Annotated in this window: 24 protein-coding genes and 2 tRNA genes; 13 read left to right on the forward strand and 13 right to left on the reverse strand. The window is 69.2% G+C overall.

The annotated features are described in order from the left end of the window. Positions 1-138 precede the first annotated feature (138 nt). A complete protein-coding gene (locus B9G49_RS16195) occupies positions 139-1131 on the reverse strand; it encodes a hypothetical protein (RefSeq protein WP_143414691.1) in 993 nt (330 codons plus the stop codon). A gap of 267 nt (positions 1132-1398) precedes the next feature. Further along, positions 1399-1473, reverse strand: a tRNA-Val gene (locus tag B9G49_RS07730). Positions 1474-1556: 83 nt separating this feature from the next. Here B9G49_RS07730 and B9G49_RS07735 point away from each other — a divergent pair. Further along, positions 1557-2084 carry a hypothetical protein gene (locus tag B9G49_RS07735; protein WP_086215982.1) on the forward strand — a complete coding sequence of 176 codons (528 nt, stop codon included), beginning with the start codon at positions 1557-1559 and terminating at the stop codon, positions 2082-2084. A 12-nt stretch (positions 2085-2096) separates the two neighbouring features. Here B9G49_RS07735 and B9G49_RS07740 read toward each other — a convergent pair whose 3' ends face one another. Next, positions 2097-2375 (reverse strand): hypothetical protein, encoded by a 279-nt coding sequence (locus B9G49_RS07740; protein ID WP_086215983.1) that lies wholly within the window; start codon positions 2373-2375, stop codon positions 2097-2099. A gap of 73 nt (positions 2376-2448) precedes the next feature. Continuing rightward, positions 2449-3405: an alpha/beta fold hydrolase gene (locus B9G49_RS07745; protein WP_086215984.1), complete on the reverse strand. Its 957-nt coding sequence runs from the start codon at positions 3403-3405 to the stop codon at positions 2449-2451. A 193-nt stretch (positions 3406-3598) separates the two neighbouring features. Here B9G49_RS07745 and B9G49_RS07750 point away from each other — a divergent pair, with 193 nt between their 5' ends. Next, positions 3599-5197, forward strand: a complete 1599-nt coding sequence (locus B9G49_RS07750; RefSeq protein ID WP_086215985.1) for a sulfatase-like hydrolase/transferase — start codon at positions 3599-3601, stop codon at positions 5195-5197. Next, positions 5197-5619 carry a GtrA family protein gene (locus tag B9G49_RS07755; protein WP_086215986.1) on the forward strand — a complete coding sequence of 141 codons (423 nt, stop codon included), beginning with the start codon at positions 5197-5199 and terminating at the stop codon, positions 5617-5619. Before B9G49_RS07750 ends, B9G49_RS07755 begins: the two co-directional genes overlap by 1 nt. Before the next feature lie 24 nt (positions 5620-5643). On the opposite strand, the gene B9G49_RS07760 is transcribed toward B9G49_RS07755, so the two are convergent. The 6 genes from B9G49_RS07760 to trmY all read right to left on the reverse strand — a co-directional run bounded on the left by B9G49_RS07760 (position 5644) and on the right by trmY (position 10532). Next, positions 5644-6345, reverse strand: coding sequence for a TVP38/TMEM64 family protein (locus tag B9G49_RS07760; protein ID WP_049932921.1), 702 nt, complete (start codon positions 6343-6345; stop codon positions 5644-5646). Positions 6346-6397: 52 nt separating this feature from the next. After that, entirely contained in the window at positions 6398-7171 is a 774-nt protein-coding gene (locus B9G49_RS07765) for a DUF429 domain-containing protein (protein WP_086215987.1), read from the reverse strand. Between the two features lie 105 nt (positions 7172-7276). Then, a complete protein-coding gene (locus tag B9G49_RS07770; protein WP_086215988.1) occupies positions 7277-8725 on the reverse strand; it encodes a response regulator in 1449 nt (482 codons plus the stop codon). A gap of 278 nt (positions 8726-9003) precedes the next feature. Next, positions 9004-9076 (reverse strand) — tRNA-Pro (locus B9G49_RS07775). Between the two features lie 395 nt (positions 9077-9471). Beyond that, positions 9472-9906 (reverse strand): CHY zinc finger protein, encoded by a 435-nt coding sequence (locus B9G49_RS07780; RefSeq protein ID WP_086215989.1) that lies wholly within the window; start codon positions 9904-9906, stop codon positions 9472-9474. 11 nt (positions 9907-9917) lie between these two features. Further along, positions 9918-10532: a tRNA (pseudouridine(54)-N(1))-methyltransferase TrmY gene (gene trmY / locus B9G49_RS07785; RefSeq protein ID WP_086215990.1), complete on the reverse strand. Its 615-nt coding sequence runs from the start codon at positions 10530-10532 to the stop codon at positions 9918-9920. A gap of 50 nt (positions 10533-10582) precedes the next feature. Here trmY and B9G49_RS16725 point away from each other — a divergent pair, with 50 nt between their 5' ends. Further along, positions 10583-10723, forward strand: a complete 141-nt coding sequence (locus B9G49_RS16725) for a hypothetical protein (protein WP_167373098.1) — start codon at positions 10583-10585, stop codon at positions 10721-10723. Positions 10724-10742: 19 nt separating this feature from the next. On the opposite strand, the gene pyrF is transcribed toward B9G49_RS16725, so the two are convergent. Together pyrF and B9G49_RS07795 are read right to left on the reverse strand one after the other, a co-directional pair. Continuing rightward, positions 10743-11573: an orotidine-5'-phosphate decarboxylase gene (gene pyrF, locus B9G49_RS07790; protein WP_086215991.1), complete on the reverse strand. Its 831-nt coding sequence runs from the start codon at positions 11571-11573 to the stop codon at positions 10743-10745. Positions 11574-11647: 74 nt separating this feature from the next. Continuing rightward, a complete protein-coding gene (locus B9G49_RS07795) occupies positions 11648-12952 on the reverse strand; it encodes a carboxylate--amine ligase (protein ID WP_086215992.1) in 1305 nt (434 codons plus the stop codon). 157 nt (positions 12953-13109) lie between these two features. On the opposite strand from B9G49_RS07795, the gene B9G49_RS07800 reads away from it, so the two are divergent. Together B9G49_RS07800 and B9G49_RS07805 are read left to right on the forward strand one after the other, a co-directional pair. Next, positions 13110-13637, forward strand: a complete 528-nt coding sequence (locus B9G49_RS07800) for a DUF5813 family protein (RefSeq protein WP_049932928.1) — start codon at positions 13110-13112, stop codon at positions 13635-13637. 39 nt (positions 13638-13676) lie between these two features. Beyond that, positions 13677-14000, forward strand: a complete 324-nt coding sequence (locus tag B9G49_RS07805) for a hypothetical protein (protein ID WP_086215993.1) — start codon at positions 13677-13679, stop codon at positions 13998-14000. Positions 14001-14021: 21 nt separating this feature from the next. Here B9G49_RS07805 and tmk read toward each other — a convergent pair whose 3' ends face one another. Further along, positions 14022-14615 carry a dTMP kinase gene (gene tmk / locus B9G49_RS07810; protein ID WP_049932930.1) on the reverse strand — a complete coding sequence of 198 codons (594 nt, stop codon included), beginning with the start codon at positions 14613-14615 and terminating at the stop codon, positions 14022-14024. 179 nt (positions 14616-14794) lie between these two features. On the opposite strand from tmk, the gene B9G49_RS07815 reads away from it, so the two are divergent. The 7 genes from B9G49_RS07815 to B9G49_RS07845 all read left to right on the forward strand — a co-directional run bounded on the left by B9G49_RS07815 (position 14795) and on the right by B9G49_RS07845 (position 22338). After that, entirely contained in the window at positions 14795-16159 is a 1365-nt protein-coding gene (locus B9G49_RS07815) for a hemolysin family protein (protein ID WP_086215994.1), read from the forward strand. A gap of 108 nt (positions 16160-16267) precedes the next feature. Further along, positions 16268-17125, forward strand: coding sequence for a universal stress protein (locus tag B9G49_RS07820; RefSeq protein ID WP_086215995.1), 858 nt, complete (start codon positions 16268-16270; stop codon positions 17123-17125). 100 nt (positions 17126-17225) lie between these two features. After that, on the forward strand, positions 17226-18122 hold the full coding sequence (locus B9G49_RS07825) for a complex I NDUFA9 subunit family protein (protein WP_086215996.1): 897 nt from the start codon (positions 17226-17228) through the stop codon (positions 18120-18122). 109 nt (positions 18123-18231) lie between these two features. Then, entirely contained in the window at positions 18232-19410 is a 1179-nt protein-coding gene (locus B9G49_RS07830) for a tubulin/FtsZ family protein (RefSeq protein ID WP_176450647.1), read from the forward strand. Positions 19411-19428: 18 nt separating this feature from the next. Continuing rightward, entirely contained in the window at positions 19429-20076 is a 648-nt protein-coding gene (gene cofC, locus B9G49_RS07835) for a 2-phospho-L-lactate guanylyltransferase (protein WP_086215997.1), read from the forward strand. Between the two features lie 113 nt (positions 20077-20189). Next, entirely contained in the window at positions 20190-21353 is a 1164-nt protein-coding gene (gene cofG, locus B9G49_RS07840; RefSeq protein WP_086215998.1) for a 7,8-didemethyl-8-hydroxy-5-deazariboflavin synthase subunit CofG, read from the forward strand. Positions 21354-21480: 127 nt separating this feature from the next. Further along, on the forward strand, positions 21481-22338 hold the full coding sequence (locus B9G49_RS07845) for a mechanosensitive ion channel family protein (protein ID WP_086215999.1): 858 nt from the start codon (positions 21481-21483) through the stop codon (positions 22336-22338). Positions 22339-22340: the final 2 nt, after the last annotated feature.

Genomic DNA, 22340 nt, shown 5'->3' on the forward strand with positions numbered 1-22340 from the left:
TGGGATCGTCTCAATGAATGGTTCAAGCACCGCCTCATACCAGATCTTTCGACGCTGAAACGGCAGATTCAACGAGGACTGCCGACGATCACGGAACCGATCATCTGGAACTATCTCTGCCCTTGAGGACGGTAGAAATTAACGCACGACCGTATCATACCGCGGGAGAATTGTCATCGTCTCTCCGTCTGTAGCTACCGAAATCATGCCACCGTTCTGTTCATCCATGATACGGCCGCTTAACAGCAGGCTCCCGGGCGCTTCTTGATACGAATACGGATAGAAATTCTCTTCCTTCATCGCAGAAACAAAACTGTCGACATCGTCGTAATCCAACGTGTCCGTAATCCTCATTTCTAGTGGACGCTCCTCAATCTGGTCGATACCATCTTTGGTCGTTGTTTTGAGTTCGGATGATTGAACAGTCTCGCTCAGGGGATATGCCTCTCGTAAGGCGGGTTCAACTACCTCCTCATAGAGGAAACGCGTGTCTCCTTCAGTCAAAACAAACTCCCCGTCGTTACTGAAGTGAAACTCACCGTGTGTTGGCAAATCAAATCGGAGTTGTGTGGGACTAATTCCGTATTCCAGTTTCCACTCCTCAAGAACGTGTTCGGCGTCTTCGCTGTCGTGATTTCCGCTCCGATCGTAGCCGGGACGTCGTTGAGCTTTACGTTCGTCCTTTCCGAAGGTATCGTAGTCAAATCCGGTGAGCCGAATACCCTCGTGGTCAAGTACTTCTTCCCGAAGAGTGGCCATTTCGTCTGGACGGATCCAGAGCGTGTACAGGTCTTCTGTCTGCTCGATCAACCGCTTTGAGGTGCGGCGGAAGTCGTCGTAAGAGTTCAGAGTGAAAATAATAGGGGCCCCCGTATTTGGATGTTGGAACAGGTAGAGGTAGACCTGAAACTCTTTATTGAGTTTTTCGTAGGTAGTATGTAGTTGGTGGAAATCTCCCTGTTGCGTCTCTGTAAAATACCCCTTAAAGCGTGTCAGGAGTTCTTCCCAAGGTAAGTTAGTGGAAAGGCAGATGACTCTGAAACGGCCTCTTTCATCGTGTCCGAGTTCTGTAGTAGCTTCTGGAAGGATCTCATCCAGAGTTGTTGCCGATAACTCGTTGTCAGAGGCCATGGTGGGTCGTCCTTCTAAGGACGCACGGACTCCCCGGTTATATGATTACCTCAACTATGGAGAAGAACTAGTGTTCTCGGCTTGCTGGAATTACTTCCCGATAGCAGGCAGCTATTAGTGCCTGTGGGTACTACTTTTTGATGAACCCCACCACGTATGGCGGTTTGGGACAAAAGTAGCCGGTGAATTGGTGAATTGCTGAGGGGGTGGAAGGGTATAGCCTCCCCGTCATGCGGTTTGCTACTTCACGCGAACGAAGTGAGCGTATGGGTTGGGGCGGATTCGAACCGCCGGCCTGCTCCGTGTGAAGGAGCCGTCATAACCTAGCTAGACCACCAACCCGCTCACCTCGAGGTATCCGACCTCCGGACTTAAGAGTTACCTTACGCGGAAAGTACATCCCGGACCCGCTCGGATCCCCCGCCGTGACCCACGAACTCCGGTCCCTCGAACGGGTCCGACAGAGCGTCGCGAGCCTCCTCCACGCGCCCCTGTCGCTCGTCGGGCTCTACGCCGAGCGCGAGACGCCGCGCGAGCAGTACGCGTTCACGCTCCGCGAGCCGTTTCCCCTCGTCGAAGCGCAGCTCCACCGGCTCGGGTTCGTCCGCAACCTCGTCTCCTCGCTGAAGTACCGCGACTACGAGACGCCGCCCGAGACGACCGTCGCGAGCTGGGCGTGGTACCCCGAGGGGGCGCTCGCCAGCGACGACCAGCTCCACCTCGCGCTGTACGTCGGCCCCGACCGCTCGACCACGGACGTGTACGCCCACTGGGAGCCGTCGTGGATCCGCCACCCGGTCCGGCACTACCGCGCGACGGAGGTCGACGCACAGCGGGGCATCGAACGGGTGCGGTCGCTGTTCGAAGAAGCGGGCATCGAGTACGCGGTGGTTCCCGCTGACGAACGGATCGGTGGGGACGAAACCGCCGGAGCGGAGCCGCCGACCCGATAGGACGCGGCGCGACTACTCGGCGGCGGTGTCCTTGCCGCGGTACTCCGCGACGCGCTTCCGGGCGGACGCGACCGCCTCGCGGGCCTCGCCCTCGGCGCGCTCTTCGAGGTCCTTCAGGTCCGCTTGGAGCTTGTCCAGCCGCAACGGCTCCGGCTCCGGTTCCTCGTCTTCCCGGCCGACGAGCTCCTTCACGCGGGCTTCGACCGGCTCTAACTCTTCTACCACGCCCGCCTTCGCGTGTTCGGCCGCCCGACCCAGGTAGTACCGCGCGTCTTCGAAGTGTTTGCTCATATCTGTCCCTTGGCTGAGGGCAGATATAACCTTTGTGGCGACTCGGCGGGGACAGTATTCGAAACGGCCGGTCTCACTCGCGCGCGCCCGGCGGGAGAGGGTCGGCGTGGTCCGCGATCGCCTCGGCGACGCGGTGCGGGTGTTCGTGGACGACCCAGTGGCTCGCCTCCTCTATCGCGAGCAGGCGACCGTCGGCGCAGCGGTCGACACTCTCGTTGGCCAGTCGGCGCGCGAGGAACTGGTCCTGCGCGCCCCAGATCACGAGCGTCGGGACGGCCACCTCCCTCTTGGTCGGCTCGGGGCGGTCGCGCACGATCGCGCGGTACCAGTTCACCATCGCCTCGAACGCGCCGTCGCGGTTCCACGCCCGGCGATACCGGCGCAGGTCCTCGTCGGTGAAGGTGCCGGGTGCGCTCGTGTCCCGCAGCGCGTTCGTCGCGAGCCGCCAGTTCCCCGCGCTGGCGACCGCCTCGGGCAGTTTCGGGAGCTGGAACGCGAGCATGTACCAGCTCTTGAGCCGCTGGTCCCACGACCCCCGGAGCGCCTCCTCGAACACCGTCGGATGCGGGACGTTGACCGCGACCAGCTCCGAGAGACGGTCCTCGTGGTGGAGAGCGAGCCACCACGCCACCGCGGCCCCCCAGTCGTGCCCCGCGACGGCGGCCGTCTCGCGGTCGTATGCGTCGATCAGGTCGACGACATCGCGCGAGAGTTCGCCGATCCGATAATCGCGCACCGCCGACGGCTTCGCCGAGAGGTTGTAGCCGCGCTGGTCGGGGACCACGACGCGGTAGCCGGCGTTCGCGAGCGGGACGACCGCCTCGTGCCAACCGTACCAGAACTCGGGGAACCCGTGGAGCAGCACGAGAAGCTTCCCGTCCTCCGGACCGGCCTCGACGGCGTGGAGTGTCGCACCGCTGGTCTCGATCGCTCTGGACTCGGCGGGGATGGACTCGGGAATCTCGTCGTCGGGGACCGACTCCGGCAGCGCCGCGGCGTCGACCGGTCCGCTCTGTGGCGTCTCGCGCATGGTCGGGTCGAGGAGCGGGACGGGCAAATAGCTACGCTCGACGCGGGCGCACACGCACCCACGGACTGCCGCGCTCCGGGAGATGGGAGGGATCGAAATCCTCAAACCGCTGGCAAACCGCATTTAAGTATACTCGTGACGCTCCGCGCGCCGCCGCCCGAGGCGCGGCCGCGGGGGGTCCGCTGCGTACTCTATGACATCCGATTCGTCGACCCGGACGGCCGCAGACCCCGGTACGCCGAGCGACGACGCGGCCGTCTCGAACGTCGTCCTCGTGACGGTTGACTCGCTGCGGGCGGACGCGGTCTCCCCGTACGACCCGGAGCGACGCTCGCCGGTGATCGACGGGCTCGCCGACGGGGGAACCGTGTTCGACCGCGCGTTCGCGACCGGCAACTGGACGCCGTTCTCGTTCCCGTCGATCCTCGCCTCGGAACCGGTGTTCACTCGGTCCGGTGACATCGGCGTCGACGAGTCGGTGACACTCGCGGAGGTGCTCTCCGACGCCGGGATCGCGACCGGCGGCTTCAACGCCGCGAACGGATTCCTCACCGACCACTGGGGGTATCCCGACGGCTTCGACGAGTTCGAGCCGTTCGTCACCAGCGTCGGATCCAGCGTCTACAGCCGGTACCTCGCGGCCCACCCGACCGTCGAGGCGTGGATCCAGCTCGCGACCTCGCCCGTCCGTCGGCTCGGCTCAAAGTTCCGCGGCGACAGCGACGACCGCCCGTTCCTCGACGCCTCGCGCATGTTCGACGTCGAGGACGCCGCGACCGGGTTCGTCGACGACACCGACGAGCCGTTCTTCCTCTGGGTCCACTACATGGACACGCACACGCCGTACGTCCCCGCGCCGCGCTACATCCGCGAGGTGTCCGACGGTATCATCGGCACGCACCAGATGCTCCACGCGCACGCCCGGACGAGCCTCGGCCTCGAAGTCGGCGAGCGGACGCTCAGCGAACTGCGGACGCTGTACCAGGCGACGGTACGGCAGGTCGACGCCAGCGTCGGGCGACTGCTCGACGCCTTGGACGCCGCGGGCGTCCGCGACGACACCGCGGTGCTGCTCGCGGGGGACCACGGCGAGGAGTTCCAGGAACACGGCCACCTCGCCCACTACCCGAAGCTGTACGACGAGCTGATCCACGTTCCGTTCGTGGCCGACGTGCCCGGGCTCGACGGCGGCCACGTCGACGGCCACGTGGGCCTCGATGCGATCCCCCCAACGGTCGCGGACCTCCTCGGCGTCGATCCGGTGCCCGAGTGGCACGGCGAGTCGCTCCTGCCGGCGCTCCGCGGCGAGGAGAGGCGCTCCGGCGGCGGCGAGGAGACGCTCTCTGCCGCCGGAGAGGAGACGCCCTCCGACACCGTCGGCGATGCGCCGTCCGAGTCCGGCGGCGACGGTGACCGCGACGCTGCTGACCCCGTCGTCTCGGTGACCGTCCGGGGCGAGGACGTGACCCAGCAGCCGATCCCCCGGTCACTGTCCGACGGCGACCTGTTCGTCAGCGCGCGCGACGACGACTGGACGTACATCGAGAACGTCGACGCCGGCGACCGCGAGCTGTACCACCGTCCCACGGATCCAACCCAACAAGAGAACCTCGCGGTCGACCCCGACGCGGAGGGACAGGCAGTCATCGACCGGCTCGCCCCGGTCGTCGATTCCCACGCGAAACTGCTCCGCGAGCGCGGCGCCGCGGCGGAGGCGGCCGCCGCCGAGCGCGGCGACGACGAGGTCGACGAAGACCTCGAAGCTCGCCTCGAAGCGCTCGGGTATAAGTGATGCTTCGAGCGGTCCTCCGCGACCTCGCCAGCGGACCGATCGCGGTCCAGATGCGCCGGTTCGTCGTCGTCGGTGCGCTCACCGCAGGGCTCCAGCTCGCCCTGCTTTGGCTGTTCGTCGACACCGCGGGACTGAACTACATCGTCGGCGCGACGATCGCGATCGAGATCACGATCGTCTGCTCGTACGTCCTCAACAACGCGTGGACGTTCCGGGCGAGCCGGAACACGGGCGCCTCCGAGTACCTCGCCGGACTGCTGAAGACGAACTTGGTCCGCGGCACGGCGATTCCGATCCAGCTCGGCGTGCTCGCCGCGCTCGTCGAGTGGGCCGGGGTGATGTACCTGATCGCGAACGTGGTCGCGATCCTCGTCAGCGGACTCTACCGGTTCGTCCTCGACGCGCACTGGACGTGGGGCTGACCCCGGATCGCTCGTCTCGGGCCCTCAGAAGGGGAGCCGCGGCTCGACGCGTTCGACGAGGTCGCGGACCGCCTCCTGCTTGTAGTACCCGACCGCGGACGCGGCGACGACGAGCGCGACGAGCGCCATCGCCGAGAGGAACCGGCCGCTCGCGAGTTGGCCCCCCGCGTACACGGTGAGGACGTACGCCGGAAGGCGACCGACCGCGATGACGGCCATGAACGTCGGTAGCGACCACTTGGTGAGGCCGCTCAGGAAGCAGATCGCGTCGTCGGGGAGGCCGGGAATGATGACGAACGCGAACAGCCCGGGAACGCCGACTGTGTCGACGAACCCGTCGAAGCGGGCGATCACGTCCTCGTGGATGACCCGCTCCACGAAGGTGCGCCCGTACCGCTTCGAGAGCGAGAAGGCTACCGCGCTCCCGATCAGCACGCCGGTGAGGCTGTACACCGTGCCCGCGAGCGGGCCGAAGAGGAACCCCGCGACCAGCGCGACGACCTGCCCCGGGATCGGGGCGACGATGACTTGGAGGGCCTGAAGGCCGATGAAGACGATGGGGGCGAAGATACCGAACTGGTCGAGCCACGTCCGGAGGGCCTCCGCGTTGGTGAGGAACCCTGCGTAGCGGCTCACGAGGACGTAGAGCCCGACTGCGAGGACCGCGACGCCGACCGCGGCCGCGATCCCTCGCCGGCGGTCCGCCCGCGAGGAGAAGAGTTTCATTCGTGTCGTAGCGGGTGACAGAGGGACTTCAACCTTACCACCCGGCGGATCCTCACGCCAACGGGTCCGCGCTCCAGTAGGCCATCCGCATCGGGACCCCCTCGTCGTCCCGGTGATCCGCGTCACCCGGCAGGAACCGTAGCTCGTCGACCGGGCGGCGGGCGACGACCGCCAGCCCGAGCGCGTCCACGGCGTCGTCGGCGGTGGGGTCCGCCTCCCTCACGGCGTCGATGGGCTCGTCTGCGAGCCGTCGACAGACCCGACCGAGCGCGGCGCCCGGGTCGTCGAGGTGCCCGTCGAGCGCGCCGAGCCGCTCGCCGACGCCCGGGGCCGTGGTCTTCGAGTGGTCGAGCCGCCGGCCGTTGAGCCCGCGGAAGCACACCTCCGGGTGCGCCTCCATGACCGCCTCGCGCGCCGCCTCGTCCCGCCGGAGGAACGCGTCGACCTCGCCGACCGCCGGCGCGATGTGGTACGACTGTCGGCTGAGCCCCTTGCCGAGGTCGGCCCGGTTCCGCTCGCTCACCGCCTCGTAGTCAGCGCCGTCTCTGGCCGCTTCGCACGCGCCCCGCGAGGGGACGGGGAACACGCTGCTCGGACGCTCGGCGGCCGACCGCGCGGCCGAGTCGACGGCCTCGCGCTTCACCAGCGTCTCGGCGTCGTGGGGGAGACCGATCGGCACGTCGACCAGCAGCCGATCAACGCCGTCGTTCCACAGCGCTTCGAGGTCGCGTTCGAGGCGCGCGTCCGGCCCGCCGGTCCCGTCGAACACGACCGCGAGCCACGCGCCGCCCGCCCAGTCGACGCCCGCGACGGTGTCGGGTGTCATCGATCGATCGCTCGTTCCCGTGCCTATTCAATCGGCCCGGTCCGCGGACCGATCGCTCGGGGCACAGGGCCCTGCGCGGTGCGGTCGAAGCCGCGGCGTGGCCCGCTACGGCGAGACGGGTACGTCGTCTGTCACGGGAACCGCCGGGTCGACGGTCACGTCGAACCGGACGCCGCCGCTCGCGCTGTCGCCGACCGAGATGTCCCACCCGTGGGCGTCGGCGATTCGCTCGACGATAGTCAGCCCGAACCCGGTCCCGTCCGTGGCGGTCGTGTACCCCGCTTCGAACACGCTCTCGCAGTCCGTCTCGTCGAGCCCCGGCCCGTCGTCGGCGACGTAGAACCCGTCGGCGGACGCACCGATCGTCACGGTCACGGGCGACCCGCAGTGGTCGTCGACGTTGCGGAAGAGATTCTCGAGGAGCCGCCGGATCCGGGAGCGGTCGCCGGAGACGGTGATCTCGTCGTCCACCACGTCGAGCGTGTCGGCCGGACAGCCGAACGGTTTCCAGGCCTCCGCGGCGAGCGCGCCGACGTCGACTGGCTCCGGATCGGACACCGACTCGCCCTCCTTCGCGAGCGTGAGCAGCTCGTCGATCATCTGCTCCATCCGCTCGTGTTCCCGTTCGAGGGCCTCGAAGTGCGTCGCCTCGCTCTCGGCGCGAGCCATCTCCGCCGCCGTCTTCGCGTTCTGGAGCGGCGTCCGGAGGTCGTGCGACACGATCGACGTGAACTCGTCGAGCCGCTTGTTCTGTCTGATCAGCTCCTCGCGCTGCCGCTGTTCGCGCGTCGCGTCACGGAGGATCCCCACGGACCCGCGGAACTCGTCGTCGAACGGGAGCGCGGCCATGTGGTCGTAACACGGCACCGTCTCGCCGTCTTTCGTGTGGATGTCCACCCGGAACTGCTGCGTCTCCGGCCCCGCGCTGGAGACGATCGTCGCGAGCATGTCGTTCGCCCGCTGGACACCCTCGTCGGTCTTGATCTTGCCCGGCGGGCTGCCGATGATCGCCTCCCTGTCGTAGCCGACGAGGTCGAGGAACGCCTCGTTGACGTACTCGAACTCCGCCTCGGCGTTCACGACGTAGATCGGATAGTCGAGCGCCCGGAGGACCGTCGAGTACCGCTCCGACTCGATCTGGGCGCGGTACTCCGTCGCGGCGTGCTTGACCCGGTTGGCCAGGCGGCGGTGCTGGTCGGGGCCGCCCTTCTGGAGGTACCCGGTCACGCCGGCGTTGATCGCCTGCGCCGCGATCTCTTCGCTGCCCTTCCCCGTGTAGAGGATGAAGGGGAGGTCGGCGTAGTGATCGCGGACGGCGTCGAGCAGTTCGAGTCCGTCCGTCCCGGGCATCTCGTAGTCGCTCACGACGCAGTGGACGGACCGCTCGTCGAGCGTGTCGAGCACCGCGTCCGGACTGGCCACCGTGGTTATTTCGACGTCGCCGAGCTCCCGCTCGATGAAGGATTTGGTCAGGTCGAGAAACGCGGGATCGTCGTCGACATGTAAGACTTCGATCGACGCAGTGGCGGCTTCATTCGGGTTATCGATCGACATTCCAACTACCGATCAAGAGGGGTTCTAAACGGAAAAATATCTGGCTGTAGTGTCTCGTTTCGAGAAGCCGATCGGGGAGCTGTTCGACCGATCGTCCCGGATACCTTATACTTCAGATCACCGGCGACGGGACCGCGATTTCCGCCGTTTCGGCCTCCCCGCTGCGCCCGGGAAACACACGTCTCGGAACGCGGTGGTCGGGTGACATCCGCGGCGGAACACCGCGGCTTCACCGAAGGTAGGTACCCGTCGGTAGTCGGCGGAAAATGCGGGAGAAGTGGGCCGGCACGAATTTGAATCGTGGTTACGGCCACCCGAAGGCCGAAGGATACCAAGCTACCCCACCGGCCCGCACTCGACAGAAGGCCGTTCGTTCTTTTAATCCTTCCGAAAGGGGGGCGATCAAGGCGGACCGGAGGGGGGAGGAGTCGATAGAATATCCAGTTCATCGACGCCAGACGCGGGTACCACGAAGCCCCAGTCGCGAGGACTCGATGCGCTCGTTGCGGTCCGCAGTCGCTCGTTTCACTCGCTCCCTGCGGTCCTTACGTCGCGCGTCTTCGTCCTCGCGACTGCCCCTTCGAGTCCCGTCCCGCACCGCAACCGCACCTCACGCCTCCCCAGCCTCGTCAGGCGCATCCTGCGGGCTCCCTTCAGTCGCCCTCGTCGCGCCTGACTCCCTCGCGCGTGCTGACTCGCGCCCGTCGGGCGCTCGCAGGCACACGCCACCGCTGCCGCGCCATCAGTTATAAACCGTCGTCACCGTCCTCGTCCCCCGAGCCCGCCACCTCGAAGTACCGGCCCCGATGCTTCCGACAACCGGGATTGAACGCGGCGCCGCACGCCGGGCACGTATCGTCGCAGTCGAGGTACTCGCTCGCGGTTATCGTCGTCTCGCAGACGCCACACAGGACCGCCGGATCGTCGAAGCGGTCGCGGGGCCACGGGACCGCCTCGTGGTCGGTCGCGGCGTCGTGGCAGGCGTCGCAGGGGTAGTACGCCTCGCAGCAGCCGAACCGGAGCGCGACCACGTCGACGGGGTCGTCCCAGTGGGCGCAGCGCGTCTCGGGGTCGACGGCCACCCCGCGGAGTGGAACCGCGAATCGGGAGTCCGCGTCGGGCGCGGTCGTGGTCTCTCGGTCGGGCGGCGACGGGTCGCTGCCGGGGGGTGGTGCGGTCATCCGTCCCGCAGTCAGTAGCTGGCGTACCCGTCGGTGTCGAGCCAGTTGTGGACCACCGTGATCGCGTGGTCCGCGTGGAGCAGTTCGGGGCCGACCCGGAGCCGGCGGTCGGCGCGCTCGTCGACCGCAGCCGCCTCGTCCGGCGCGAAGTCGTGGTGGTCCGAGAGCACGAACACCGGATCTTCCGGCGGTTCGGCGTCGATGAGCGGGGCGCCGTCCTCGTGGAGCTTGACGAGCGTCCCGTCCGGGCCGCGGCCGTCCGCGCCGACGAGCCGGTCGAGCGTCGCGTCGAGCCCCATCCGGCGGAGTTCGACGCCCGGAGAGACGTCTGCGGGCATGTGGCCGATCGCCTCGTCTCGCGCGTCGAGCGCGTCGCGGACCCGCGCGGCGACGTTGCGCTCGTCGGGGTGGAGGTGCCGGAGCGCGTCGGAGTCGAAGGAGACGGTGAACTCGTCGGCGATCGCGAGGTGGACCCGGACGGACTCGCGGATGCCGTGCGAGAGGAAGACGCCGGCGCTCACGCACCGGCAGAGGAGGTCGAGCCGGCCGGCCCCGGGGATGTCGGACAGCGATATCGCGTCCGGATCGGTTGGCACGTCGCGGCCGATGACGACGAACTGGCGCATACCGGGCGGTCGCCCCCGATCGTCATAAGCCGTCCGACCCAACCGCCGCCGTGAGCCGCACTGGACTGTGCCAGATCTGCGAGGCGGCTACCGCGAGCCGCGCCTGCGACCGCTGCGGCCGCGCCGTCTGCGACGACCACTGGGACGAGACGGCCCGAGCCTGTACCGCCTGCGTCGCCGGGCGGCGCTAACGCGTCGCGACGCGACGGCTCAGCGGTGCCGGTTCAGCCGCTTCTTGAGTCGCTTCGCCGCGTCGCCCGCGGCGCCGAAGTACGTCGCCTCGTCGCCGGGCCGGCTCGACTCCTCGCCTGCGAAGATGATCCCGCGCGAGGAGTTCACGAGCCCGACGTCGACCGGGAGGTCCGGGCGCTCGGCGAGCCCGTGTTCGACCGCGGCCTCGGGGTCGCCCCCCTGCGCGCCGACGCCGGGAACGAGGAACGGGATCTCGGGGACGATCTCGCGGACCGTCTCCAGCTCCTCGGGCGTCGTCGCCCCCACGACGAGTCCGACGTTGTCGTTCGCGTTCCACACGTCCGCGAGCGCCGCGACGCGCTCGTACAGCGGCTCGCCGGAGGCGAGTTCGAGATCCTGGAGGTCCGCGCCGCCGGGGTTCGAGGTGCGACAGAGCGCGAACACGCCCTTGTCCGCGCGGTCGAGGAACGGCTGGAGCGAGTCGCGCCCGAGGTAGGGGTTCACCGTGATCGCGTCGACGTGGTCGAGCACCTCGGCGTACCGCCGCGCCGTGTTGCCGATGTCGCCGCGCTTCGCGTCGAGCAGGACGGGGACGCCCTTCCCCTCGGCGTACGCCGCGGTCTCGCGCAGCGCGCGCCAGCCGTCCGGATCCTCGTAGAACGCGGCGTTCGGCTTGTAGCAGGCGGCGTGCTCGTGGGTGGCGTCGATGATCCGGCGGTTGAACGCCCACCGCGGTAGATCGGCGTCGGCCACGGCGTCGGGGAGCCGGCTCGGGTCGGGGTCGAGCCCGACCGAGACGACGCTGTCGACGGCCTCGATCCGGTCCGCGAGCGCCTCGAAGAAGTCCATACGCGCCCTGTGTCGGCGGGCGAACTAATCGTTGCGTTCCGCGGTCGCTCACGCGTCTCCCGGTCGGGGGCGCCTCAACAGGAGCAGTAGTACTCGCGGTCGACGAACTCGGTCTCTAGCAGCTTCGCGGCCGGATCGGGGTCCGAGGGGCGGTAGACGCCCGCCGTCAGGTCGCCCTCGCGCTCGAACACGCCGGAGACGAGCCGCCGCCAGTCGGCGGCCGACAGCTGGTCCCAGAACGCGTCGTCGCCCGCGAGCAGCGAGAGGTAGTCGCGAAGGTACACCCACCGCATCGGCTCGATTCCGGACGACTCGTAGGTCGCGTCGGTGACCGCCGCGTAGGCGGCCATCGGGAGGTTCGCGCCCGCGGCGACGGGCATCCCGATCCACTTCCACGGCCGGGTGTTGACGTCGAGCAGCAGGAACTCCTCGCGGTCGGCGTCGTAGACGAACTCCGCCTCGCTGATCCCGTGGTAGCCCGCGTCATCGAGGACGGCGAGCGCGTACTCCCGGATCGCCGGCTCGTCCGCGGTCTCGACGAGACAGGAGGTGCCGAAGTTTCGCGGGTACCGGACCGCCGCGTTGCCGACCACCGCGAGCGCGTCGTCGCTCCCGGACGGGGGGACGTAGGAGGCCAGCGAGTGGTCCCGTCCCGCCGCGATGTCGACGCGCTTCTGGGCCATCACCGCGATGCCCTCGTCGGCCGCGGCCGCGACGACGTCCGCGAACTCCTCGCGGTCCGCGACCTCGATCACGTTGGTGCCGAACGCCTCCTCGAAGTCGCGCTTGAGTTCGGGTTTCACCACCAGCGGGAAGCCGAGCGCCGCCGCGGCCTCGTCGACGGTGGCGTCCGCCTCGCGGGTCCCGCTCGCCGCGGTCGCTTCGAGCCGGTACGTCTCCGGGTAGGGCACGCCGAGTTCCTCGCAGGTCGCGTACAGCTCGGACTTGTTCAGCACGTCGTCGAGCGTCTCGCTCCCGGCGAACGGGAGCCGGACGCCATCGGGGTCTGCCTCGGCGTACGACAGCGCCCACTCGTCCATGCAGCCGAACGCGACGGCCTCGGTGCCCGCCGCGTCGACGATCGCCTCCACGTCCTCGCGGAACCCGTCGAGGTCGTCGAGCGGGTACGTCACCGCCCCCGCGTAGTCGACCGCGCCAGAGGGGGGCGCGAGGCCGTCGTGTGCGACGGTCTCGGCCTCGGTGTCGGCGCCGTCGCCCGCGCGGTCGAGCGCGATGACGGGCACGTCGTGGGCGTCGAGGGCGCGCGCGACCCCGAGCCCGGTGATGTGCGCGTTGCTCACGAGCGCCGGCGGTCGGTCGAACTCGGCGGTCGCGAGCGCGTCGATCAGTCCCTCCGTGGACCGGAACCGGTCAGCCATACCTCGTCTCGTCGGTCGACGCATAAAAGCGCCCGACGTACCGGCTCGGTGTGCCCGTATCGGTGACGGGTGCGACGGGGCCGTCGGCGACGGGGCGATGCCCGGCTCGCGCGGGAGACGCGAGCGGCTTTTCAGGCCGCGTCACCTCCGGATAAGTATGACCGAAACCGAGGACGACGACGCCGACGCGGCCGACGAACTCCCCGGCCGAGTCCGGCGCGCGTTCGGCGACCACGGCTCGTTCGAGCGCGACGGCGACGGCTGGGTGTCGACGACGACCGCGTTCGACGGGCGCGTCCGGGCCGAGCCGGCCGGCGAGGGGCGCATCCGGTTCACCGTTACCGTTCGCGTGCCAATGCTTTCCGCCGCCACCGCCGACGAGGTCGCGGACGTGGTCGAGGACGGCTGGGTCGACACGTTCGAGCGCCGCGCCGTCGATGTCGGCGGCGTCACCCGCAAGGATCGGGATTTCGATCCGGCCGTCGAGCGCGACGACGACGAGATCGCGATCACCTACGCGCTCTCGGACATCAACGAGCGGCGGGGCGTCGACGACGCGGGCGCCCTGATCGACTTCGTCGAGGGCACGTACGTCCAAGGCGTGATCCCGGGCTACGAGTACACGGCACCCGTCTCGGACCTGCTCTCGGCCGCGCGACAGCAGGGCGGCGGCGGGCCCGTCTGAGGTCGATAGGGGGAAGTGTCGGGGGATCGTACGGCGACCATGCTCGCGCTGTTCGGGTTCGGCAGCCTCCTCGCGTTGGTCGCGTTCCACACGTTCCTCGCCGGGGTCGCGACCCGGTTCTTCCGGATTCAGCTTTCGACGTCGTGGGGGTCGATCCTGTACACGCTCGTGTTGACACCGATCCTGCTGCTCGTCTCGACGCTCGTCTTCACCGGCGCGCTCGGCGTCGGGACCGGGATCAACGTCGGGAGCTCGACGATCCTGCTGGCGCTTCTGATCGCGCTCCCGATAGCGCTCGGCGCCGCCATCGACTACCTCTACCTCACGCCGCCCGACGAGTACGAACTCCCGGACACGCGCTGAGAGGGCTCGACCGCGACGCCGTCAGCGGTCGACGAGCCCGGCCACGACCTCCTCGACCCGAGCGACCACGTCCTCGGGCGCCCGCGTCGCGTCGACCCGGTGGAACCGCCCGGGCTCGGCGTCGATCAGGCGCTCGTAGTTGTCGCGCACGGCCGCGAGGTAGCCGTCGCGCTCGAACTTGTCGGTTCGCCCGGCGCGCTCGGCCGCCGTCTCGGGGTCCAGGTCGAGGTAGATCGTCGCGTCCGGCGGGTGCGAGAACGCGGCGTGGATCCCGCGGACGTACTCCAGCGGCCGCTTGATATCCGCGTCGGTCCGTGCGAGCGTCGCCCCCTGATAGGCGAACCGCGAGTCCGAGTACCGGTCGGAGACGACCAGGTCGCCGTCCGCGAGCGCCGGTCGAACTGTCTCCGAGAGGTGGTTCGCGTGGTCGGCGGTGTAGAGGAACAGCTCCGCGAGCGGGTCGGCCTCCGAGTCGCCCATCGATCGGGCCACCGCCTCTCCGTACCAGCTGTCGGTCGGTTCGCGGGTGAACGTCGCGTCGGGGTACACGTCCTGGAGCGCCTCCCAGACCGTCGTCTTGCCGCTCCCGTCGAGCCCCTCCAGCGTGATCAGCATGGTGGCGTTCCGCCGCGGCGAGGAATAAACGGCGCGGGTCCGGTCCAGGGACCGGCTCTTCTCCCTCGCGTGCGGCGTTCGCATGCCTTTTTAGTGACCCCTCCGCGAACGGCCGCCATGAACGTGGACTCACGCACCGCCGTCGGCTCACCGGCTCGCCGCGGGCCCGGGAGGCGCGAATGGTAGCCGTCGCCGTCTCACTCTCGCGGGTCGCGGCCGCGCTGTTTCTGGTCGTCCTGAACGGCTTCTTCGTCGCCTCGGAGTTCGCGTTCGTCAGGATCCGTGCCACCTCGGTCGAACAGCTGGTCGAGGAGGGGCAGGCGGGCGCGGAGACGCTCGGGGAGGTGATGACGAACCTCGACGACTACCTCGCGGCGACCCAGCTCGGGATCACGCTCGCGTCGCTCGGTCTCGGGTGGATCGGCGAGCCGGCGGTCGCGGCGCTCATCCAGCCGGTCCTCGGCCCGCTCCTGCCGGAGGGGTTGGTCCACCTCGTCGCGTTCGCGGTCGGGTTCTCGTTCATCACCTTCCTCCACGTCGTCTTCGGCGAACTGGCGCCGAAGACGATCGCGATCGCGCAGGCGGAGCGGATCTCGCTGTTGCTCGCGCCGCCGATGAAGCTGGCGTACCTGATCTTCTCGCCCGGCATCGCGGTGTTCAACGGCACCGCGAACGCCTTCACGAGCCTGATCGGGGTCCCGCCCGCCTCCGAGAGCGACGAGACCCTCGAAGAGCGCGAGATCCGTCGCGTGCTGGCCCGCGCCGGCGAGGCCGGGCACGTCGACGAGTCCGAGGTGGCGATGATCGAGGGCGTCTTCGAGCTCGACGACACCGCGGCCCGCGAGCTGATGGTTCCACGTCCCGACGTGGTCTCGCTGCCGGCGGACGCGTCGCTGGCGGCGATTCGCGAGACGATCTTCGAGGCCGGCCACACGCGGTATCCCGTCGTCGACCGCGACGACGCCGACCGCGTCGTCGGCTTCGTGGACGCGAAGGACGTGCTGCGCGCGACCGCCGAGGGCGACGACGGCGCCACCGCGGGCGGCCTCGCCCGAGAGATCCTCGTCGTCCCGGAGACGACGAGCGCGAGCGACCTCCTCGTCCAGTTCCGCGACGAGCGCCGACAGGTGGCGGCGGTGATCGACGAGTGGGGCGCCTTCGAGGGGATCGCGACGGTCGAGGACGTCGCCGAGGCGCTCGTCGGCGACCTCCGCGACGAGTTCGACGTGGCCGACGACCGCCACACGATCCGGCGGACCGGTGACGGGGCGCACGAGGCCGACGGGTCGGTCGCTCTCTCCGACGTCAACGACGCGCTGGGGACCGACCTCAGCGGCGACGGCTACGAGACGCTCGGCGGGTTCGTCCTCGACCGGATCGGGCGCTCGCCCGAAATCGGCGACCTCGCCGCAGCGGCGGGATTCACCTTCGAAGTCACCGCCGTCGACGGCGCGCGCATCTCGACGGTCCGGGTGGAGCGACGCGACGATGAGGAGGATGCGGACGCCGCGACCGGCGCGGACCCGGACGACGACGCCGCGTAACGACGTGACGCACGCCGCAGGGCGACGCGACACACGCCGCGAGACGGCGTTCCGGGAACGGCCGAGACGACGCGAGCGTTTTTTACCTGCGGCCGCGACCGTGACCGTATGTTCGAACGGATCTGCGTGCCCACCGACGGCAGCGACGCGGCCGCGGCGGCCTTCGACCACATCCTCGCGATCGCCGCCGACCACGGCGCGACGGTCCAGGTGCTCCACGTCGCGGACACCACCCGCGACAGCGTGACGCGGATCGGCGGCGACGTGGTCGACGTGTTAGAGCGTGAGGGGGAATCGATTGTCGAGGAGGCGGCCGCCCGCGCCGCCGACCGCGGCGTCGACGCGGAGACGGCGGTCCGGCAGGGTGGGGTCCCGGAGACGGTCACCGCGTACGCCGAGGAGGTCGACGCCGACCTCGTCGCGATGTCGACGCGGGGGCGGCAGGGGGTCGAACACCTCGTCGGGAGCACCACCGAGCGCGTCGTCCGCCAGTCGCCGGTACCGGTGTTGGCCCTCCGTCCGGGCGACGAAACGGTCCCGTACCCGTACGAGGACATCCTGGTGCCGACCGACGGGAGCCCCGCAGCGACCGCCGCGCTCGACCGAGCCCTGCCGGTCGCGGAGCGAGCGGGCGCGACCGTCCACGTCCTCTCGGTCGTCGACACCGGCGATGTGGGCATCGGAGACCACGTCGACACCCTCTCCGAGTACGCCGACGACGCGGTCGCCGAGGGCGTCGAGCGCGTCGAGGCCGCCGGACTGGACGCGGTCGGCGCGGTCGAGGTCGCCACCTCCGCCGCCCGCGGGATCCGGGCGTACGTCGACGACCCCGGGGTCGACCTCGTGGCGATGGGGACCCACGGCCGGACCGGCGTGGGGCAATACCTGCTGGGGAGCGTCGCCGAACGGACCCTGCGGAGCGCGCCCGTTCCGGTGTTGACGGTCCCGGTTCCCGACGAGGAGTGATCCGGGCGCTCGGGTCCGTTTCGGTCGCCTCTGCGCCGGATTTCGGGGGCGCGTCTGACGCCGCGGTAGGTTTACGGGCCTTCCACGCGATACGGATCGCATGAAAGTGTTGGTAGCCGGGGGGACCGGCTTTATCGGCTCGCACCTCTGTCGCGCGCTCGCGGACGACGGTCACGCGGTGACCGCGCTCTCTCGCTCGCCCGACGGGACGGCGGACGGGGTGACGGGCGCCAGCGGAGACGTGACCGACTACGACTCGATCGCGTCGACCGTCGACGGCCACGACGCGGTCGTGAACTTGGTCGCGCTCTCGCCCCTGTTCGAACCCGAGGGGGGCAACCGTATGCACGACCGGATCCACCGCGGCGGCACGGAGAACCTCGTCCGCGCCGCCGAGGACGGCGGCGTCGACGGGTTCGTCCAGCTGAGCGCGCTCGGCGCGGACCCGAACGGCGACACGGCCTACATCCGCGCCAAGGGCGAGGCGGAGGAAATCGTCCGCGACAGCGACCTCGACTGGGCGATCTTCCGCCCCTCCGTCGTCTTCGGCGAGGGCGGCGAGTTCGTCTCGTTCACCAAGCGCCTGAAGGGGATGTTCGCGCCGGGCGTCCCGCTGTACCCCCTCCCGGGCGGCGGGAAGACCCGGTTCCAGCCGATCCACGTGGAGGACCTCGTCCCGATGATCGCCGCCGCGGTGACCGACGACGAGCACGTCGGCGAGACCTACGAGATCGGCGGCCCGGAGGTGCTCACGCTCCGGCAGGTCACGGACCTCGTCTACGACGCCGAAAAGAAGGGCGTCACGATCGTCCCGCTCCCCATGCCGCTCGCGAAGGTCGGGCTCTCCGTGTTGGGCGCGGTCCCCGGGTTCCCGATGGGGCCGGACCAGTATCGGTCGCTGAAGTTCGACAACACGACCGCCGACAGCGACGTCGGCGCGTTCGGCGTCGACGCCGCGGACCTGACCACGCTCGGGGAGCACCTCGGGGTCAGATGACGCGGAGCGCGAACATGTCAACTGTCATAATCTCAACGCTGGTAACGCCAACCGAAGGCTTATATACGAGATCACGCTCTGTTCAGTTCAAACGCGGAGGGAGCACACGATGAAACTCGCAATGATCGGATTCGGCCAGGCGGGGGGTAAAGTAGTTGACAAGTTCTTGGAGTACGACAAGCGGACGGGCTCCGAGATCGTTCGAGCGGCCGCCGCCGTCAACACGGCGAAGGCGGACCTCATGGGGCTCGAACACATCTCCGAGGACCAGCGCGTCCTCATCGGCCAGTCGCGCGTGAAGGGCCACGGCGTCGGCGCGGACAACGAGCTCGGCGCGGAGATCGCGGAGGAGGACATCGACGAGGTTCAGGGCGCGATCGACTCGATCCCGGTCCACGAGGTCGACGCGTTCCTCGTCGTCGCCGGTCTCGGCGGCGGGACGGGCTCCGGCGGCGCACCGGTGCTCGCGAAGCACCTCAAGCGGATCTACACCGAGCCCGTCTACGGGCTCGGCATTCTGCCGGGCAGCGACGAGGGTGGTATCTACACCCTCAACGCGGCCCGGTCGTTCCAGACGTTCGTCCGCGAGGTGGACAACCTCATGGTGTTCGACAACGACGCCTGGCGGAAGACGGGCGAGTCCGTTCAGGGCGGCTACGAGGAGATCAACGAGGAGATCGTCCGTCGGTTCGGCATCCTCTTCGGCGCCGGCGAGATCCAGCAGGGCCAGGAGGTCGCCGAGAGCGTCGTCGACTCCTCCGAGATCATCAACACGCTCTCGGGCGGCGGCGTCTCCACGGTCGGCTACGCGGAGGAGGAGGTCGAGGAGCGCTCCTCGGGCGGCCTGCTCTCGCGGCTGCGCGACGACGGCGACGACGACGAGCTCGACAGCGCGCACACCACGAACCGGATCACCAGCCTCGTCCGCAAGGCGGCGCTCGGCCGGCTCACGCTCCCCTGCGAGATCGAGGGCGCGGAGCGCGCGCTGCTCGTGCTCGCGGGTCCGCCCGAGTACCTCAACCGGAAGGGCATCGAGCGCGGGCGGAAGTGGCTCGAAGAGCAGACCGGTTCGATGGAGGTCCGCGGCGGGGACTACCCGTACCGCGGCGCCGGCTTCGTCGCGACCGTCATCCTGCTCGCGGGGGTCACGAACGTCCCGCGGATCAAGGAGCTCCAGCAGGTCGCCATCGAGGCGCAGGACAACTTAGACGAGATCCGCGAGGAGAGCGACGACAACCTCGACGAGCTCGTCAGCGACGACAGCGACGAGCTGGAATCCCTGTTCTGAGGCGCGCCGCTCCCCGCGATGGAGGTCATCGTTCCCTTTTCGACCGACCGCCCGAAGTCGCGGCTCTCTAGCGTTCTTGCCCCCGAGGAGCGCGTGGCATTTGCGCGGGCGATGCTCGACGACGTGCTCGACGCCGTCGCCGGCGCCGGCGGTGAGCCGCGCGTGCTGGCGACCGACGCGGTCGACCTCGACCCGCCGGTCACCGTCGACGACCGCCCGCTGACGGACGCGGTCAACGGGGCGCTCGACACGCGACTGGGAGCCGACGACGAGTCCGACGGCCCGCCCGAGCCGACCGCCGTCGTGATGGCGGACCTCGCGCTCGCCACGCCGGCGACGCTCGACCGGCTCTTCGCGGCCGGCCGCGACGCCGACGTGGCCGTCGCCCCGGGTCGCGGCGGCGGCACGAACGCGTTCGTCGCCTCCCACCCCGAGTTCCGCGTGGACTACCACGGCGCGTCGTACCTCGACCACCGCGAGATCGCGGCCGCGGTCGGCGCGGCGTTCGAGACGGTCGATTCGCACCGGCTCGGCACCGACGTCGACGAGCCGGCCGATCTCGCGGAGGTCCTGATCCACGGCGAGGGGCGCGCGGCGACGTGGCTCCGCGAGGCCGGCTTCGCGCTCGACGCGTCCGAGGGTCGCGTGAGCGTCGTCCGAGAGTGAGCGCCGTCGAAATTGGTCGTGCGACCGAAGGGGGCGCCAACGTAACCACTCGCGGTGTCGCCGGGGGATCCGCAACCGCGATCCTTTTTAAACATCGACCGCGAGTGACGCCCGTGTTCGCCGGGGCCGACGAGTACGGGGTCGACGTCGCGGTCGACGAGCGGGCGGTCGAGCGACTGCTCTCCGTCAGCCCGGGCGACGTCGACGCGGCCGACCGGCTCACCTTCGCGCGCAACGTCTTCATTCCCCTCACCACCGCGTGTCGGTACACCTGTACGTACTGTACCTACTACGACGCGCCCGGGGAGGCGTCGCTGCTGTCGCCCGAGGAGGTGCGCGAGCAGTGCCGCGTCGGCGCCGACGCGGGCTGTACGGAGGCGCTGTTTACCTTCGGCGACGAGCCGGACGACCGGTACACCGAGGTCCACGAGACGCTCGCCGAGTGGGGGTTCGACTCGATCCACGAGTACCTCCACCGGGCCTGCGAGATCGCCTTGGAGGAGGGGCTGCTCCCGCACTCGAACCCCGGTGACCTGACGGAGTCGCAGTTCGCCGCCCTCCGCGAAGTGAACGCGTCCATGGGCGTCATGCTGGAGACGACCGCCGACGTGGACGCGCACAGCGGCGGGCGACGGAAGACGCCCGGCCAGCGGCTCAACACGATCCGCGCTGCGGGTCGACAGAGGGTCCCGTTCACGACCGGCATCTTGGTCGGGATCGGCGAGGACTGGCGCGACCGTGCCGAGAGCCTGCTCGCGATCCGCGAGCTCCACGAGCGACACGGCCACGTCCAGGAGGTGATAGTACAGAACGTCGTCCCCAACGAGCGTTCGGACTTCCCGAAGCCCGACCTCGCGACGATGCGCCGCGTCGTCGCGATGGCGCGCGCGGCGCTCCCGCCGGAGGTGTCCGTTCAGGTACCGCCGAACCTCTCGCCGGCGGCGGACCTCGTCGACTGCGGGATCGACGACCTCGGCGGCGTCTCGCCGGTGACGGACGACTACATTAACCCGGCGTACGAGTGGCCCGACCTCCGCGGGCTCGAGGCGGTCGCCGACGCCGGCGGCGTCCCGCTCCGCGAGCGGCTCCCGACGTACGCCCGCTACCTCCCGGACGACGTTCGCCCCGCGGGCATCGAGCCGGCGCCCGAACCGGACGGTCGCGAGGCGTGGATCCCGCCCGCGGTCCGCGAGCGGATCGCGGCGGACGACGTCCACGGTCGACGGCTGCGCGCGGTCGCCCGCGGCGACGGACCGCTCGCGGTACGGAGCGACTGACGCGGTCTCCCGCCGGCGACCGCTGCCCCGTGCGAGCGACCGGTTTCCCACGCGGCCGTCCGTCCACCGGACGTAAACAACCGCGCCGCCAGTAGCTTCTTTATATATCCTCGTGAAAAGGCGGGTGATGCTTCTCTTACAGCTCGACGCGGTCACAACCGCGGTCGACGTCGCGGCGATAGCGACCTCGGTGGTCGGGTTCGTCGCCGGGTTCCTGGCCGTGCTGCTGCTCGGCAAGTACGTCGTCATTCCGGGGCTCCGACGGATCGTCAGGTCGCGCGGCTTCGACGAGGCGGTTGTGAGCCTCGGGACGAACGTGCTCAACGCCGTGGTCTGGGTGGCGGCGATCGCCATCGGCTTCGCCGTCGCCGGCTACGGCGGCTTCCTCTCGGCGTTCGCGGTGTTCGGCGGCGCCATCGCGCTTGCGGTCGGCTTCGCGGCGCAGGACCTCCTCGGCAACTTCGTCGCCGGCGTGTTCATCCTGAAGGACAAGCCGTTCGAGGTCGGCGACTGGATACAGTGGGGCGACATGTCCGGCCGCGTCGAGGAGATCGATCTCCGCGTCTCGCGGGTCCGGACCTTCGACAACGAACTGGTCACCGTCCCGAACGGTGATCTCGCGAACAACGCGGTGACGAACCCCGTCGCCTACGACACGCTCCGCCAGAAGTTCGTCTTCGGGATCGGCTACGACGACGACATCGAGACGGCGACCGACATCATCGTCGAGAAGGCCGAGGCCCACGAGGAGATCCTCGACGACCCGGGCGTCTCGGTCCGGCTCGTCGAGCTCGGCGACTCGGCCGTCGGGCTCCAGTCGCGCTGGTGGATCGCGGACCCCGACCGCGGCGACTTCGTCCGCGTGCGCTCCGAGTACGTCACCGCGGTGAAGGAGGCGTTCGACGACGCCGGGATTGACATGCCGTACGTCCACCGGCAGCTCACCGGCAGCGTCGAAGTGATCGAGGACGTCGCCGACGAGTAGGC

This window comes from Halorubrum sp. SD683 (assembly GCF_002135045.1).
GTDB classification, from domain to species: domain Archaea; phylum Halobacteriota; class Halobacteria; order Halobacteriales; family Haloferacaceae; genus Halorubrum; species Halorubrum ezzemoulense.

Bases quoted from the DNA above. Each gene is read 5' to 3' on its own strand.
- cofC (WP_086215997.1), top strand. From the start codon at position 19,429: ATGGAGGTCATCGTTCCCTTTTCGACCGACCGCCCGAAGTCGCGGCTC.
- B9G49_RS07770 (WP_086215988.1), bottom strand. From the start codon at position 8,725: ATGTCGATCGATAACCCGAATGAAGCCGCCACTGCGTCGATCGAAGTC.
- trmY (WP_086215990.1), bottom strand. From the start codon at position 10,532: ATGCGCCAGTTCGTCGTCATCGGCCGCGACGTGCCAACCGATCCGGAC.
- B9G49_RS07740 (WP_086215983.1), bottom strand. From the start codon at position 2,375: ATGAGCAAACACTTCGAAGACGCGCGGTACTACCTGGGTCGGGCGGCC.
- B9G49_RS07845 (WP_086215999.1), top strand. From the start codon at position 21,481: ATGCTTCTCTTACAGCTCGACGCGGTCACAACCGCGGTCGACGTCGCG.
- B9G49_RS07830 (WP_176450647.1), top strand. From the start codon at position 18,232: ATGAAACTCGCAATGATCGGATTCGGCCAGGCGGGGGGTAAAGTAGTT.
- B9G49_RS07805 (WP_086215993.1), top strand. From the start codon at position 13,677: ATGCTCGCGCTGTTCGGGTTCGGCAGCCTCCTCGCGTTGGTCGCGTTC.
- B9G49_RS07780 (WP_086215989.1), bottom strand. From the start codon at position 9,906: ATGACCGCACCACCCCCCGGCAGCGACCCGTCGCCGCCCGACCGAGAG.
- B9G49_RS07815 (WP_086215994.1), top strand. From the start codon at position 14,795: ATGGTAGCCGTCGCCGTCTCACTCTCGCGGGTCGCGGCCGCGCTGTTT.
- B9G49_RS07760 (WP_049932921.1), bottom strand. From the start codon at position 6,345: ATGAAACTCTTCTCCTCGCGGGCGGACCGCCGGCGAGGGATCGCGGCC.
- B9G49_RS07820 (WP_086215995.1), top strand. From the start codon at position 16,268: ATGTTCGAACGGATCTGCGTGCCCACCGACGGCAGCGACGCGGCCGCG.
- B9G49_RS07800 (WP_049932928.1), top strand. From the start codon at position 13,110: ATGACCGAAACCGAGGACGACGACGCCGACGCGGCCGACGAACTCCCC.
- B9G49_RS07745 (WP_086215984.1), bottom strand. From the start codon at position 3,405: ATGCGCGAGACGCCACAGAGCGGACCGGTCGACGCCGCGGCGCTGCCG.
- B9G49_RS07795 (WP_086215992.1), bottom strand. From the start codon at position 12,952: ATGGCTGACCGGTTCCGGTCCACGGAGGGACTGATCGACGCGCTCGCG.
- pyrF (WP_086215991.1), bottom strand. From the start codon at position 11,573: ATGGACTTCTTCGAGGCGCTCGCGGACCGGATCGAGGCCGTCGACAGC.
- tmk (WP_049932930.1), bottom strand. From the start codon at position 14,615: ATGCTGATCACGCTGGAGGGGCTCGACGGGAGCGGCAAGACGACGGTC.
- B9G49_RS07765 (WP_086215987.1), bottom strand. From the start codon at position 7,171: ATGACACCCGACACCGTCGCGGGCGTCGACTGGGCGGGCGGCGCGTGG.
- B9G49_RS07750 (WP_086215985.1), top strand. From the start codon at position 3,599: ATGACATCCGATTCGTCGACCCGGACGGCCGCAGACCCCGGTACGCCG.
- B9G49_RS16195 (WP_143414691.1), bottom strand. From the start codon at position 1,131: ATGGCCTCTGACAACGAGTTATCGGCAACAACTCTGGATGAGATCCTT.
- B9G49_RS07755 (WP_086215986.1), top strand. From the start codon at position 5,197: ATGCTTCGAGCGGTCCTCCGCGACCTCGCCAGCGGACCGATCGCGGTC.
- B9G49_RS07825 (WP_086215996.1), top strand. From the start codon at position 17,226: ATGAAAGTGTTGGTAGCCGGGGGGACCGGCTTTATCGGCTCGCACCTC.